Annotated in this window: 10 protein-coding genes and 1 pseudogene; all 11 read left to right on the top strand. The window is 42.4% G+C overall.

Going from position 1 to position 16,030, the window contains the following annotated elements; translation table 11 throughout:
- Positions 1-19: 19 nt before the first annotated feature.
- The 11 genes and pseudogenes from PJIAN_RS10165 (at position 20) to PJIAN_RS10115 (ending at position 16,006) form a co-directional block, all read left to right on the top strand.
- Positions 20-1,852 carry a RagB/SusD family nutrient uptake outer membrane protein gene (locus PJIAN_RS10165; protein WP_084252365.1) on the top strand — a complete coding sequence of 611 codons (1,833 nt, stop codon included), beginning with the start codon at positions 20-22 and terminating at the stop codon, positions 1,850-1,852.
- A gap of 585 nt (positions 1,853-2,437) precedes the next feature.
- The gene (locus PJIAN_RS10160; RefSeq protein WP_068704615.1) at positions 2,438-3,754 is read left to right on the top strand and encodes a family 8 glycosyl hydrolase; all 1,317 of its coding nucleotides are present in this window, start codon (positions 2,438-2,440) and stop codon (positions 3,752-3,754) included.
- Between the two features lie 105 nt (positions 3,755-3,859).
- Positions 3,860-4,768, top strand: a complete 909-nt coding sequence (locus tag PJIAN_RS10155; protein WP_068704613.1) for an alpha/beta hydrolase — start codon at positions 3,860-3,862, stop codon at positions 4,766-4,768.
- Positions 4,765-5,904: an esterase gene (locus PJIAN_RS10150; RefSeq protein WP_068704611.1), complete on the top strand. Its 1,140-nt coding sequence runs from the start codon at positions 4,765-4,767 to the stop codon at positions 5,902-5,904. Before PJIAN_RS10155 ends, PJIAN_RS10150 begins: the two co-directional genes overlap by 4 nt.
- 143 nt (positions 5,905-6,047) lie before the next feature.
- Positions 6,048-7,202 carry an esterase gene (locus PJIAN_RS10145; protein ID WP_068704720.1) on the top strand — a complete coding sequence of 385 codons (1,155 nt, stop codon included), beginning with the start codon at positions 6,048-6,050 and terminating at the stop codon, positions 7,200-7,202.
- An 8-nt stretch (positions 7,203-7,210) separates the two neighbouring features.
- Positions 7,211-8,284 (top strand): esterase, encoded by a 1,074-nt coding sequence (locus PJIAN_RS10140; RefSeq protein WP_068704608.1) that lies wholly within the window; start codon positions 7,211-7,213, stop codon positions 8,282-8,284.
- Between the two features lie 101 nt (positions 8,285-8,385).
- Positions 8,386-10,305, top strand: coding sequence for an alpha/beta hydrolase-fold protein (locus tag PJIAN_RS10135; protein ID WP_068704606.1), 1,920 nt, complete (start codon positions 8,386-8,388; stop codon positions 10,303-10,305).
- Positions 10,306-10,319: 14 nt separating this feature from the next.
- Entirely contained in the window at positions 10,320-12,056 is a 1,737-nt protein-coding gene (locus PJIAN_RS10130; protein ID WP_068704604.1) for a family 43 glycosylhydrolase, read from the top strand.
- Positions 12,057-12,272: 216 nt separating this feature from the next.
- Positions 12,273-14,333 (top strand): alpha-glucuronidase, encoded by a 2,061-nt coding sequence (locus PJIAN_RS10125; RefSeq protein ID WP_101750749.1) that lies wholly within the window; start codon positions 12,273-12,275, stop codon positions 14,331-14,333.
- Between the two features lie 91 nt (positions 14,334-14,424).
- Positions 14,425-15,237: pseudogene (locus PJIAN_RS10120) on the top strand (sialate O-acetylesterase); the annotation flags it as partial.
- 100 nt (positions 15,238-15,337) lie between these two features.
- Positions 15,338-16,006: a hypothetical protein gene (locus PJIAN_RS10115; protein ID WP_153802544.1), complete on the top strand. Its 669-nt coding sequence runs from the start codon at positions 15,338-15,340 to the stop codon at positions 16,004-16,006.
- Positions 16,007-16,030: the final 24 nt, after the last annotated feature.

Raw genomic sequence — 16,030 nt, 5'->3', positions numbered from 1 at the left:
ATTTAAATAGATTAACATTATGAAAAGCATATCAAAAATATTATTTACAGTTGGTAGTTTGTTATTGCTGTTAGGATTAAATTCATGCGGTGATAGCTATTTAAATGTGGACCATTATTCACTTTTACCAGCCGATCAAATGTTCAAATCTGACAAGGATGCTCAAGCAGGTCTTGTTGGTTGCTACGATATGATGCTCCCCGTTTCTGAAACGGATGGAGACTGGGGCTTTAAACCCAACTTGTTCATCGGCGGTCACCCAACCATGGATACACAGGCTACCGGATGGGATAAAGACTGGAATACTCAAAACTGGAATGCTGATACCCCTGAATTATTGAGCGGTTGGAGGCACTGCTATAAGGCAATTTCTCGTTGTAATGACTTTCTTGCAGGTCTTGGAGCTGCAACGAATATTACACCGTCGTTGAAAACTTCACTGGATGGTCAGGCCAGATGTGTTCGTGCATTTTTCTATATGTGGTTGGCAAAAGCTTTTGGTCGTGTACCTATGCTTGCCACGGGAGAAAACTATATTAATTCTCCCCAAAAAGCCCGTGCTAAAACATATACCGAAATGTGGGATTTTATTATAAATGACCTTAAAGCTGCAGTAACAGAACTAGACTGGGATCCATTAAACGGAGAATACGGTCGTTGTACAAAAGGTTTTGCTCTCTCGTATCTTGGGGAAGCTTATATGTGGAAAGCATATCGCGTTCCTGATCAGGCAACTGACAACTATAAACTGGCAGCAGATGCTTTGAAACAAGTAATTGACAGTAAGAAATATGAATTGAATCCTTCATTTACTACGTTGTTTGATCCGGGTGCAGTTTGGACCAAAGAGTGTATCTGGGAAGAAGTTCTCGATCAGGGATCTCAGTGGAACAGTTGGGCAAACCTGACCGATGCTCATGCATGGGTTACCTATTTTACCGCTTGTCCTGCAGCCGGTGGTTGGGGTTCTCTGTATCTTTCCTGGGAATGGTGGAGCTCGTATGAACAAGGCGACAAACGCCGTGATGCTTCAGGTATTACCGGCGCTGTTCCTGGTATCGATCCTAAATGGAAATCGGCTACAACTTATGGCTACAACCCATATTTACAGCAAAGTATTGTAACCGATGACGGTTTGACCTCTCACTACCATTATTATAAGGATGGTGAAGCAGCACCTGCCATCTGGAGTTTGAAATACTGGAGAACTTGTCGTGCCGACTGGAATGCGATGTGGGGCCCTCAACAAATTTATTACAAACGTTATTCAAACGTTTTGTTGGACTACGCAGAATGTCTCTTCCATTTGAACGGTGCTGATGATGCAACAGCATGGGGTTATATCAGCCAGATTCGTGATCGTGCATTCGGGAATCAGGAAGTAGGCAAAAAAGCTACTTTGACGGCTACTTACCTGCCATACTATCAGCAAATCGCAAGTTTCTATATAGGTAAGGGAGACAAGAAAGCCGTTGTGCCAACAGACTATCCGCAACCTTTCAATGAAACAGCTGTGACAGTGCCTGATGCCAAGACCTATTATACTCAGGTTAAATCAGCTAAAAACTTTACTTCTCCTGTATGGCTCGTTGCCCTCGGAATGGAACGTCGTAAAGAGTTCAATGCTGAATGGTGTCTTGCTCAGGATTTAATTCGTTCCGGTTTTATGGAAGATCATATCAATCATGATTATCCTCAAAATCAAGGATATCCTAATACAGATCCAAAAGTTCAGGATGCTTGGCAGACAAACCGTACATTTAACTATGTACCGGCAAAAATGGATATGCCAATTCCGACACAAGAATTGTTGAAAAACCCATTGTGTGATCAGAATGATGCTTATAAATAATTAAGACATTGTTTAGAACATCTATCAGAAATAGTAATGTTTACTTGACGCTTTAAGAAAGAAAGGGAAGATAGCCGTTACAAAGGTTTGGAATGGCTACTCTTTCCTTTCTTTTAATTTGATATTCCGATATCCGACAAAGATCTGTTTTTAATCCTTAGGACAAAGAGAAAAATAAAATTCTGATTGATTTATAGTGCAACCACAGGCTATATATGAAACATAAAATAAAGAGTTCGTGTATAGTCTTGAATGGAGCAGTCAAAGAATAAGTTGAATCGGGAATTGATATTCAATCTATGAAATTGCAGATATAGAGCATTTAGATGTGAATTACGAATAAAACCTTTTGCAATATCTTGACAGGTTATTGATGTGAAAAATTGATGTGTGAAAATTCATATTTTGTGTCCAAGATATAGGTATTAGTTTGGAACTAAGACTGTAGTTTAATTAGAAAGGTTTTTAAAAGAGACCTCTACGTGAGGTAGAGGTCTCTTTATTATTTTTTTGAATAAATGAAACAACGAGCCAAGATGGTTTTATGGCGCGTTTTTATATACTTTTGAAAAACAACAATAAACAATGAAAAAGATTGGATCTCTTATTTTTTTTACGTCCTTGATGTTCGGGATAATGTATGGACAACAGAACACAGTTACTAATTTAAAACAAGAAGTTAAAGATTCCAGAGGAGAAATGACTCCATGGTCTAAAGGAGCCTGGAAAACAGGCAAGTATCGTAATGTGTTTAAGGATGCTGGTTATAAACAGGCAGATATTAACGCCAAATTGGCAAAGGCATATTATGATGTGTTTGAAGGTCCTAATAAAGTTTATTTTGAGGTGGGCGATTCTATGGCCTATGTCTCGGATGTTAAAAATCATGATGCGCGTACAGAAGGTCTTTCGTACGGTATGATGGTTGCTGTGCAACTGAATAAAAAAGACGTTTTCGACCGTATCTGGAGATGGACAAGTAAATGCCTGCAACATCATGGTGGACCCCATGATGCTTATTTTGCATGGAGTGTCGATCCTAAAACTTTGAAACATAACTCAGAGGGATCTGCATCTGATGGTGAACTCTACTTTATAACAGATCTCTTATTTGCCTCCAATCGTTGGGGCAATGATACAGGTATAAATTACTATGCCGAAGCCAGAAAAATTCTTGATGCCATGTGGAGTAAAAATGGTACAGGAGGCGTGAAAAACATTATGAACGTCGAACATAAGCTCATTACTTTTACTCCGGACAATTATGGATATAATTGGACCGATCCTTCCTACAATTTACCTGCTTTTTTTGAAATTTGGGCTGAGTATGGCAAAGACGGGCACGAGCAGTTTTATCGCGATTGTGCCGATTCAGCCAGAGTTTATCTTCATAAGGCATGTCATCCTGTTACAGGGTTGAATGCCGACTACACCGATTTTGACGGCAAAATCCGTTCTACCCGTTGGATGCCGGCGGCTTTCCGATATGATTCCTGGAGAGTGCCGATGAATATTGCGATGGATTATTCCTGGTTTGCCAAAGACAATAAATGGCAACAAGATTACTCCAAAAGAATACAGAACTTTCTGTTTAAAGAAGGACTTGATTCATTTGTGGATCAGTATAATATGGATGGAACCCGTCCTGAGTTTATCTTGCAAGCCGGAGGATTTAAAAAATTACGTCACTCCATAGGCTTTGTTGCTACTGCTGCTGCCGCATCTATTATGGGGACACAGACCAAAAGCTGGAAGTTTGTGGATGCATTGTGGAATGCGAAACTCGAACCCTATGAGGATGGTTATTTTGATCCGTACTACGACGGATTGCTCTATCTGTTTGCTATCATGCACTTAAGTGGTAACTATCAGATAATTAAGCCTCAATTAAATCATAAATAATTATAACAAAATATCACAAAAGCTCTTTGACGGAATAATTGACTTGGTCTTGTTTCCGGCATGAACTTTACCCTTGTTTTTCAAGGGGTTCAATAATATATCCACATGAAAAAAGAATTATTAATCCTATTTGCTTTCATCCTTGTGGCCTTACCGTCGGTAGGTGCACAGGAAATTATTCCGTTATATAATGGAGTCGTTCCTAATTCGAAAACAGCCGAGACTACTTTGGTAAAAGAGAGTTTTGGTAATGGAATGTATCGTAATGTAACCACTCCTACGCTTGAGGTTTTTCTGCCCGAAAAGGGCAAGGAAACCGGAGCCGCAGTCGTTATTTGTCCGGGTGGAGGCTATAGTGTGATTGTGTATAGTGGCGAAGGGGTAATGAATGCCAAAGAGTTGGCCAAAAACGGAGTAGCGGCTTTCGTACTTAAATATCGTTTGCCGGATGATGCCATTATGAACGACAAATCAATCGGACCATTGCAGGATGCGCAACAAGCCATCAAAGTGGTACGTGAAAATGCTGCAAAATGGGGTGTTAATCCAAATAAGATCGGGATCATGGGTTTCTCGGCCGGAGGCCATTTAGCCTCAACTGAAGCAACTCATTTTAAGAAGGCTTTGATCGACAATGCAAACAATACCAGTTTGCGTCCCGATTTTCAAGTAGTTGTATATCCGGTCATTTCGATGCAGGAGAAGTTGACTCATCGCGACTCCCGGACGCAGTTGCTGGGAAATAGTCCCAAACAAGAAACGGTCGATCTGTTTTCTAACGAATTGCAGGTAGATGCAACTGCTCCGCCAGCTTACATTACTCATGCGGCAGATGACAGAACGGTGGATGTGGATAACAGTATTGGCTACTTTGAAGCATTGCGTCATAACAAAGTGCCGGTTGAAATGCACATCTACCCCAAAGGTGGTCATGGGTTTGTTTTCAGACAGCAGGGATGGATGGAACCGCTTCTTAAATGGATCGAAAGTACAACCTCATCTGCTGCAAAATGAAATTGAAACGGAAACACATTACGCGAATGTTGTTGTTAACCACAGCATTCGCGTGTTACGTTGCCTCCAATGCGCAGCAGGCCAGAAGACTTCCTGTCGAAGTAGTCTCTCCTCAAGTAAATCCGGACAACACGGTTGTTTTTCGATTCGTTGCACCACAAGCAAAAGAGGTGAAATTGAGTGCCCAGTTTGATAGATTGGCAGTGCCTATGACGAAAGACTCTTTGGGTGTCTGGAGTGTGACACGTGGTCCGGTGAAGCCCGATATGTATCCTTACTGCTTTATTGTAGACGGAGTTTCGGTAGCCGATCCGATGAATCAGGTGATCTTTCCAAACGAAGGATTCAAGAACAGCATTGTGGAGATAACCGGGAATACTCCGCTGATTCACACAGTGCAGAATGTCCCTCATGGCACGCTATCCTATCGCTATTATTATTCAAAAGAGCTCGGCATACGACCGGTTGTGGTTTATACACCTCCCGGATACGAAAATGATTCAAAAACCAACTATCCGGTACTCTATTTATTGCATGGATCTTCCGATACGGAGGAAACCTGGACAAAGGTAGGACGTGCCAATATTATACTCGACAATCTCATTGCACAAAAGAAAGCGGTGCCAATGATTGTAGTTATGCCTTACGGTAGAGCCTATCCGGTCATTAGTAAATCGGCAGGGAGCTTACGCACCTGGGAAAACCTGCAAGAGTTTAAGAAGGACTTTTTGGGTAATTTGATGCCTTTTGTGGAAAGTAACTATCGCATTAATAAAGAGAAGAATAGCCGGGCTATTGCCGGATTTTCGGGCGGTGGTGGCGAAACGTTGTATCTGGGCTTGAATAATCAGAACCTGTTCAGCTATGTATGTGGTTTCGCTCCGGGCATGATAAAAGAAGAGTTTGACAGAAACAACGCGGTTCCATTTGCCGATCCACAGTTGACGAATAAAAATATCAAACTATTGTGGTTTGGTGTGGGGAAAGAAGATATCACGTTCCGGGTTGTGAACGAGTATATGAAAGTGCTCGACCAAAAAGGAATCCGATATGAATATTTTTCGTCGGAAGGCGGTCATACCTGGATGAACTGCAAACTGTTCTTATCCACCATTATGCCAAAACTATTCAAATAAACGCGAATCACGCAATGAAGTCGTCTTGACTTTTTGCTTTTCGACCTCCAGCCCCCAAAAGGGGCTTTGGCGTTGTGAAATGAATGGAATTTTTCATTTTCATAGGCAAGAGAAGTCAGGATGAGTTCACAAAACTAATATGTATGAAACACTTTGCAAAACTAATATTTCTGTTGTTAGCATTGGGCATTGCGGTTGGTGTGCAATGTCAGCCCCCGCGAGGCCCGCTGGCTTTTCCGTACAGAATCAATGCTGACAAAACGGTCACTTTTCAATATTACTCGCATACGGCTACTGACGTTAAAATTAGTGCTCAATGCGAGAAAGCTCCCGTGAATTTGACGAAGAATGCTTCCGGCATGTGGAGCGTAACCATCGGTCCTGTAAAACCGGATATTTACCCGTACAATTTTATTGTGGATGGAATTCAGGTAATGGATCCTGCCAATGAATACTATTTCCCGAACGAACGCTTCAAAGGAAGTTTGCTCGATGTGCCGGGTGATTCGCCTCTCATCCATTCTATGCAGGATGTCCCTCACGGAACCGTAACCTACGAATATTACCCCTCAGCAGAAGGAACTACCGGTTCGCTGGTTGTGTATACTCCCCCGAGATACGAAAAAAACACCACAAAGAAATATCCTGTTTTTTATCTTATCAGTGGTACAACTGATACCGAAGAGACATTCTTCAAAGTGGGTCGTGCGAATTTGATTCTGGACAATCTTATTGCTCAGGGAAAAGCAAATCCAATGATATTGGTAATGCCCAATGGAAATGTGGCAGCTCAGATAGCAGACCAAAAAGGCGGTTTGAAACCCGGTGATCCCATGGGACGGGAGAGTGCTGAGGCTGTTGTTCGCTCCAAACAATTTGAAGACGATTTGATGAAGAACATCATCCCGTATGTTGAAAAGAACTACCGTGTAGTGGCCAATAGCCAGAATCGTGCAATTGGAGGTTTTTCGCGTGGCGGAGGTCAGACCCTCAGGGCGGCTTTTGGCAACATGGATAAATTCTCGTACGTGTGTGCCTACAGCTCCTACCTGACTCCCCAGGAGATAGAATCGAGTTATAAATACTTGGTTGATAATCCCAAACGGACGAATAAGATGTATAAGCTGCTTTGGGTAAGCGTGGGGAATGAGGACTTTTTGTACAAACAAACGGTTGAGTATATGGACTACCTCAAAGCTAAGAAGATTAATTTCAAGAATCTCATTACCACTGGTGGGCATACCTGGATGAACGTAAAAACTTATCTGGCTGCAACGGCACCATTACTTTTTAAATAAGCACTACGATGAATAAGATACAATTATTAGTTGCCATCCTGTTTCTCTCATTTTCGGCGCAAGCGCAGCGAAATCCTGTTGTCGTTTCACCCGAGGTGCATCCCAATCACAGCGTTACGTTTCGGTTCTCGGCAAAGAATGCGAAACAGGTTTCGCTGGAAGCTCAGTTTCTCAAGGATAAATTGCCGATGCAAAAGGACGCTTCCGGTGTTTGGAGTGTTACGGTAGATCCGGTAAAACCCGATATTTACCCATATTGTTTCTGGGTTGACGATACGCAGGTTACCGATCCGAATAATACCGTCGTATTTGCCAACGAACGTTTCAAATATAGTTTGGTGGATATTCCCGGGGATACACCATTGATTCATTCGCTTCAGAATGTTCCTCATGGAAAAATCAGTTACCGATACTACAATTCCAAAACATTGGGGACTACCCGCCCGCTGGTGATTTATACGCCTCCGGGATTCAATGTGAATGGAAAAACAAAATATCCGGTTCTCTACCTGATTCATGGCGGATCGGATACCGAAGAGACATGGACAAAAGTGGGCAAAGCCAACCTGATTGCCGATAACCTGATAGCTCAGGGCAAAGCCAAACCAATGATTATTGTGATGCCGTATGGCAATGTGCGTCCCAAATCGATGCCCGAGTTTACGCCGGATGTGATGAATGATGTAATTCCTTTTGTGGAAGCGAACTATCCGGTGTTGACCGATAGTCCAAACAGAGCCATTGCCGGTTTTTCGGTTGGCGGCGGCCAAACATTGAATATTGGTCTGACGAATACCGACAAGTTTGCTTACGTATGCGCCTATGCTCCTTATCCGGAAACAGAAGAGTTCAGAAAGAATTTTTCCAATTACGCTCCCGATGCCGAAAAGATGAACAAGCAACTGAAACTTTTTACTCTCAGTGTGGGAACTGAAGATTTTCTGTTCGAGAGTGTCAAAAAGAATATTGCGATGTTTAAAGAAAAGGGGTTGAAGCCAGTATCATATATTGTTGACGGCGGTCATACGTGGATGAATTGCAAACAATATCTGGCCACGACATTGCCGCAGTTGTTCAAGTAACAATTATGCACTCGGAATTTGCCAATGTGTTATCTGAAATTAAACCATTACTGTTTTTTTTAATCTAAACAAAGCTATAACATAATATATTTTTTGTTTCCATGAAAAAGCTTATCTCTTTTTTTATTGTATCACTGATACTTAACTGTACGGCATTTGCTCAAACTGTCGTATCTCCGGCTCCGTTAGGATTTGATGTTGTACAGACGAATATTCCACACGGAAAGATCGATACTATTAGTTACAAATCAAAAACGGTTGGTGCAGTTCGTAAAGCGCTGGTTTATACTCCTCCGGGATATTCTAAAGATAAAAAATATCCGGTTCTGTATTTACTGCATGGAATTGGTGGTGACGAAAAAGAGTGGTTCGAACAGGGACAACCGCAGGTAATTCTTGACAATTTATATGCTCAGAAACGTGTGGAGCCTATGATTGTGGTATTGCCTAACGGACGTGCCATGAAAGACGACCGTGCCGTAGGTAACATTTACGATGGAGTGAAGGTGCAAGCCTTTGCAACTTTCGAGCAGGACTTGTTGAAAGATTTGATTCCTTCTGTCGAAAAAAATTATCCGGCTATCAAAGACAGCCAGCATCGCGCTATTGCCGGGTTGTCGATGGGTGGCGGTCAGTCATTGAATTTTGGACTTGGAAACATGGATAAATTTGCCTGGGTTGGCGGTTTCTCATCAGCACCAAACACAAAGATGCCCAAAGAACTTTTGCCTAATCCTGAATTGGCCAAGCAAAAGCTTCAGTTGCTCTGGATTTCATGTGGCGATAAAGACGGTTTGATTTATAACAGCAAACGCACGCATGATTATTTGGTTGCCAATGGGGTCTCTCACATCTATTATGTTGATCATGGCTACCACGATTTCAAAGTATGGAAGAATAGTTTGTATATGTTTTCGCAGTTGCTGTTCAAACCGGTTGATAAATCGTCTTTCGACAAGATCAGTAATGCCGGTCGTCCCGCAGAGAGCAACATCCGTTCTGCTCAATATCCTCAGATTTTGCCTGACGGTCGCGCTGTGGTTCGTATTAAAGCCCCCGAAGCGCAAAAAGTGCAGCTTGATTTGGGTAAAAAGTATGACATGGTGAAGGGCGCTGGCGGTGTGTGGGAAGCCACAACCGACTCTTTGAGCGAAGGATTTCATTACTATACCATTAATGTAGATGGAGTTGGAGTGTGCGATCCTTCCAGCGAAACATTCTATGGCATGGGCCGTGAGGCCAGCGGAATTGAGGTGCCTTTCCGTGGCGACAGCTATTACGAAACACGGAACGTACCTCACGGTGACATCCGTATCAAACGCTATTATTCTGAAGTTACCAATTCATGGCGTAATTTCTATATGTATACCCCTCCGGGATATGATCAGAATACAAGCGAAAAATATCCGGTGCTTTACATCATGCATGGAGGTGGCGAAGATCAACGCGGCTGGGCTACTCAGGGAAAGACAGACTTGATCATCGATAACCTGATTGCAGAAAAGAAAGCTGTTCCGATGGTTATTGTAATGCCTGATGGAAATCTTCCGGCAGGTAATTTTGGAGAAGAAGGTCTGAAGATGTTTGAAAAAGAGATGAAACAAAGCATCATTCCTTTTGTTGAGAAAAATTACCGGGTAAAAACGGATGCTCAATCGCGTGCTCTTGCCGGCTTGTCGATGGGCGGCCTTCAAACACTTTACATGGGATTGTTTAATACCGACATGTTCGCATATCTGGGAGTTTTTAGCTCGGGTTGGATTCAGAATATGTTTGACGATGTGGCAAACAGACAGTATGAATATCTGCAAAACAATGTAGATAAAGTGAATGCAAACCTGAAAAAGCTCTGGATTTCTCAGGGAGGAAAAGAAGATATAGCATGGCAAAATTGCCAGACGATGCGTGGAAAGCTGGATGCTATGAAAATTAAATATGTTTACAGCGAATATCCCGGTGGACATACCTGGCCTGTTTGGAGAAACAATATCTACAATTTTGCGCAAGTGTTATTCAAATAAACCTTACCTAATCTATGCTACCATTCAGAAAAACATCCGTTATTTTTGCCTGTTTTCTGGGCACCTTTGCTGCATTCGGGCAAAATAAGCCAGTGAGTAAACCTTCTCAGACAACTATTTGCAACCCGATGAACCTGAGTTACCGGTTCTGTCTTGATGCTCCGTCAAGACGTGAGGCTGCCGATCCTACTATGGTTACTTTTAAGAATGAATATTATTTGTTTGCGTCCAAGTCGGGCGGATATTTTCATTCAAAAGATATGATTCATTGGGATTTGATAACGACAAATGATTTGCCGATAGAAGATTATGCACCTACGGCGGTGGTGATGAAAGATACTCTCTATTTCATGGCGTCAAAGAACGATGCTCCATTGACTATCTATAAAACAGGAGATCCCAAATCAGGGAAATGGAGCGTGGCCAATGCCGCTTTCCCTATTGGAATGACAGATCCCGATCTGTTTCTGGATGAAGACGGACGTTTGTATTTCTATTACGGCTGTTCGGATAAAAATCCGATTTATGCCGTTGAACTCGATACCAAAACATTGAATCCCATCGGCCAGCCAGTTGCTTTGTTCAATAGCAACAAGAAAGAGCATGGATGGGAACGTTTCGGCGATTACAATGAAAAGGACGATAGTCCATGGGTAGAAGGAGCGTGGATGACCAAACACAACGGGAAGTACTATTTGCAATATGCGGTTCCCGGAACACAGTTCAAGAGCTATTGCGACGGCGTGTATGTTTCAGACAAACCGCTGGGTCCGTTTACAGTTGCTGCACACAATCCTGTTTCTGCAAAACCGGAAGGATTTGTTGCGGCAGCCGGTCACAGCAGTACGTTTCAGGATATCTATGGCAATTATTGGCATATATCAACCATGACGATTTCTCAAAAACATATGTTTGAACGTCGCTTGGGCTTGTTCCCAACGTTTTTTGACAACGATGGTGTAATGTACGTTAATACCGGATTCGGAGATTTCCCGTATAAAGTGCCCAATAAGAAGATCAGCAGTCCCGAAGAGTTGTTCCCGAAATGGATGCTTCTCTCGTACAACAAACCCGTTGCTGCTTCCTCCGAGTTGCAGGGACATCCGGCACGTTATGCTGCCGATGAGGAGATCAGAACTTACTGGAGTGCCAAAACAGGAAACAAAGGCGAGTGGATTGCCCTGGATTTGCAAAAGCTGAGTACTGTCAATGCCGTGCAGATCAATTTTGCAGAAAATAACACCAAAACCATGGGGCGCAAACCGGGCATTTATTATCAATACCTGCTCGAATATTCTACCGATGGTACAAACTGGAAGCCGCTGGCGGATAAAACCAAAAATACGACGGATGTTCCCCACGATTATATCGAGTTGAAAATGCCGGTGAAGGCGCGTTATGTACGACTGACCAACTATCATATGGCAGACGGTACGTTTGCTTTGGCAGGGTTGCGCGTATTCGGAAATGCCGGAGGAAAAGTTCCGACAACACCCGATAAGGTCGATGCAGTACGCAGCCAAATCGATCGCTGTGTAGTGAAAATGAGCTGGGCTCCTAAACCGGATGTTGTAGGTTACAATGTCAGATACGGAACACAGAAAGATAAATTGTATAGCAACTATCAAATTCTGGGAAAGAACTCTGTTACAATCGGTAATCTAAACAGTAAGCAGAAATACTATTTTGTTGTCGACGCATTCAACGAAAATGGCATTACTAAAGGGGATAAAGTGATAGAGCTGGAATAAAATCTCCCTTATAATTATCCGAATTTAGAACAAAAATGTGGATAATTAGAAATGACAAACAGGATCTTCATCGACCTTTGTATTATAAAGTGCCGATGTCATCCTGTTTCCTTTTAATTGCGCCCAACAGTCGGGCATTGAAGGATTCAACTATAGCTGAATTTGCAGGGAATCCTGTGAAGTAATTACCCTTTTGTTCTAACCATGAAAATTGAGATGATAAAGATTGTATCGAGTTGCTTGATATTGTTTTTTCTTTCCGTGAATTTACAAGCCGAAAATGGCCATTCACTCTGGCTGCGGAGCCAGAGTTCCTCACCCGTTAGTGTTATATGTAGTAAAAAATCGATAGTAACAGAAATTGCAAGGCAAGAGTTACTGAATGGCTGGCAGGGACAACCTGGAGCTTCTATAAAACTTATCGTAAAACAGGATAAACAGGTAAAAGGAGATGGGTATAAATTGACTCCGGAAGGAGTTCAGGCAAATACCGATTTGGGTGTTTTGTATGGGGTGTATGATCTTTTGCGCCACCAGCAAACGGGAGAAACGATTAACCCGGGAATCTTTAATCCGTCATATGAGCGTAGAGTCTTGAACCACTGGGATAATCAGGATGGAACCATTGAAAGAGGATATGCCGGACGTTCGATTTTTTGGAGAAACACCAAAGACTCATTGAATGTCACGGAAGCCGATAAAAAGCTCTGGCGAGAATATGCACGGGCAAATGCATCAGTCGGCATAAATGGGGCTGTACTCAACAATGTGAATGCCAATGCAGATATATTGACAGATGTATATCTGAAGCGCGTTAAGGCAATTGCAGATGAGTTCCGCCCTTATGGTGTGAAGGTCTATTTATCCGCTAAATTTTCAGCTCCGTCTCAGGTTGGAGGCTTAAAAACCTGCGACCCTTTAGATCCTACCGTAATAAAATGGTGGCAGGCCAAAGTGAAGGAAATATACGCAATGATTCCTGATTTTGGCGGCTTTTTGGTGAAAGCCAACAGCGAAGGCCAGCCGGGTCCTCAGGATTACAAGCGAACCCATGCCGATGGCGCAAATATGATGGCAGATGCGCTGAAACCCTATGGTGGAATTGTGATGTGGCGGGCATTTGTCTATAGTGCGTCCGATAACGATCGTGCGAAGCAGGCTTATGAAGAATTTTTGCCGTTGGATGGGCAGTTTCGCGATAATGTAATCATCCAGGTGAAAAATGGGCCGGTTGACTTTCAGCCCCGCGAACCGTTCAGCCCGTTGTTCGGAGCGATGAAGAAGACATCGCTGATGCCGGAGGTTCAGATTACTCAGGAATATTTAGGACATTCCATCCATTTGGTTTTCCTTTCCACCATGTGGGAGGAATTTTTGAAAAGTGAGACCTATCAGGAAGGCGAGGGGAGCACTGTTGCCCGTTGTACGGATGGCAGCCTCTTTCCTCAAAAACATACAGCCATTGCGGGTGTTGCCAATGTGGGGTTAGACGTAAACTGGTGCGGACATCAGTTTGCTCAGTCCAATTGGTACGCTTTCGGTCGATTGGCGTGGGACAATAAACTAACGAGCGACCAAATTGCCGATGAATGGCTTAAGCTCACGTTCAAACGAAATGTAGCAGAAACAACAGATTGGCAGGATAATTTTCTGAAACCTGTAAAGCAGATGATGCTCGACAGTCGGGAAGCTGCCGTAAATTATATGATGCCGCTTGGTTTGCACCACATTATGTCTGCCAATGAGCATTATGGTCCCGGTCCGTGGTGGGCTCCGAAAAGAATGAGAAAAGACTGGACACCACCATATTATCATCAGGCAGATACCGTCGGAGTAGGATTCGACAGAACTCATACCGGTAGTGATGCCGTCAGTCAGTATCACGAACCATTACATACTTTGTTCGACAATATTCAGACTTGTCCTGACGAGTATTTGTTGTGGTTTCATCATGTGCCCTGGAGTTTTAAGATGAAGAATGGCTGCACTTTGTGGAATGAATTGTGTTATCGCTATAACAAAGGCCTACATCAGGTACGTGATTTTCAAAAGATCTGGGATAAGGTGCAACCGTATGTTGACGGAGAACGATTCGTTCAAGTCCAGAGTAAACTTCGGAGCCAAAGCCGGAATGCTCAATTGTGGAAAGATGGTTGTTTGCTTTATTTTCAGCAATTCAGTAAGATGCCGATCCCGTATGAAATCGAACGTCCGGTAAACAATCTGGAATATTTGATACGTAATGATACAACACGCCACCAAAACTACGAACAGTAAAGGGGCTCAAATCAACGATGTACAATTATCGTAAGATGAGTTTTAACAAACGATATATATGTAATTAAACGAAAATATGATCATGAAAAAAATGAAATTCTTTCTATTCTTCGGATTGTTTTTATTAAGCATAAATGGTTTTGCAAAAGATCCGAATTTCTATGTTTTCCTCTGTTTTGGACAATCAAACATGGAAGGTAATGCCCGCATTGAAGCTCAGGACACGATTGTTGATAGCCGTTTTCAGGTGTTGGAAGCAACCGACTGTGCTAATTTGGGACGTACTAAAGGTAAATGGTATCCGGCAGTTCCTCCTTTGTGTCGCTGTAAGACCGGACTCACACCGGCTGATTACTTTGGACGGACTTTAGTTGCAAATCTTCCTGAAAAAGTTAAGATTGGAATTATCAATGTGTCGATAGGCGGCTGCAAAATTGAATTATTTGACAAAGATCATTATCAGTCGTATTTAGCAACAGCTCCCCAATGGATGCTCAATATGGTAAAAGATTATGACGGAAATCCTTACGGACGTTTGGTTGAGATGGCAAAACTGGCTCAAAAAGACGGAGTTATTAAAGGGATTTTGATACATCAGGGCGAGTCGAACACAAACGATACTCTTTGGACTAAAAAAGTAAAGCTCGTTTATGATAACCTGATGAAAGATCTGAAACTGAAGCCTAAAAAAGTTCCTTTGCTGGCAGGCGAATTAGTTAGTGCAGATCAGGGTGGTGCTTGTGCAAGTATGAATGCCATTATAGGCACATTGCCCAAGGTGATCCCCAACTCGTATGTCATATCTTCAGCCGGATGTCCGGCAGCTAAAGACCACCTTCATTTTCTGGCCGAAGGTTACCGTACATTGGGCAAAAGATATGCTATCAAAATGCTTTCACTGCTAGGGTATCCTGTTGCTGATATAAAGTAAACGGTTATTCCGGAATTATTATAATGGATTGACGCTGATGTTATATATACGTAACAATTAAAATGATAACAGTATGAAAATCTTTGCGCTCATTTCTATGCTTTTCATAGGAGCTATACACTTGTGTGCTCAAAATGAATTAATGCTTCAGGCCTCCGATTTGCAGGACAAGGTGTTGCAGGATAGAGGTTTTACCAGTGAAGCTGGAATTGCAGGGACACCTTATGTTAACGAGACGAATACAGAAGGCTCGTTTTACTTATCAAACAAGACGGTAATAAAATCACTTACCCGGTTGAATTGCTATTATGGTAATTTTGAATTTGTAAGTAAAGGCAAAATTCATTTGGTAAATACGGCAGGTATTGATAGCGTAAAGCTTGACGGATCTGTATATGTTTATAGAAGCTTCAGCCCGGATGGGCAAAATCAACCCAAAGCCGTAAAGGTAATTGAGCGAAAGGGATCGAATGGCATTTACGAATACAGACAGGTGGAATACAAGCCAGAAGTGAAGGCCGGTGGTTTTATTGATCCAAAACCGGCATGTTTTGAATGGGTAGATCCGGTCTATTTGTTAGAGGTCAAGGATAAAATTGTTGTGCTGAAAAATGTGAAAAGCGTAACAGATCTGTTTCCAAAGAATGAAGAGGCGATTAAGAAATACATAAAGGAGAATCGTATAAATTTCAATAAGCCGGACAAATTAAAACGCCTTTTAGACTATATCAGTCAGCTTTGATAGCACAAACAATTCAAACATAAT

The sequence above is a fragment of the Paludibacter jiangxiensis genome, assembly GCF_001618385.1.
GTDB lineage: Bacteria > Bacteroidota > Bacteroidia > Bacteroidales > Paludibacteraceae > Microbacter > Microbacter jiangxiensis.
Note: the sequence above shows the minus strand (reverse complement) of the source record. Positions and strands in the feature narration are given on the sequence as shown.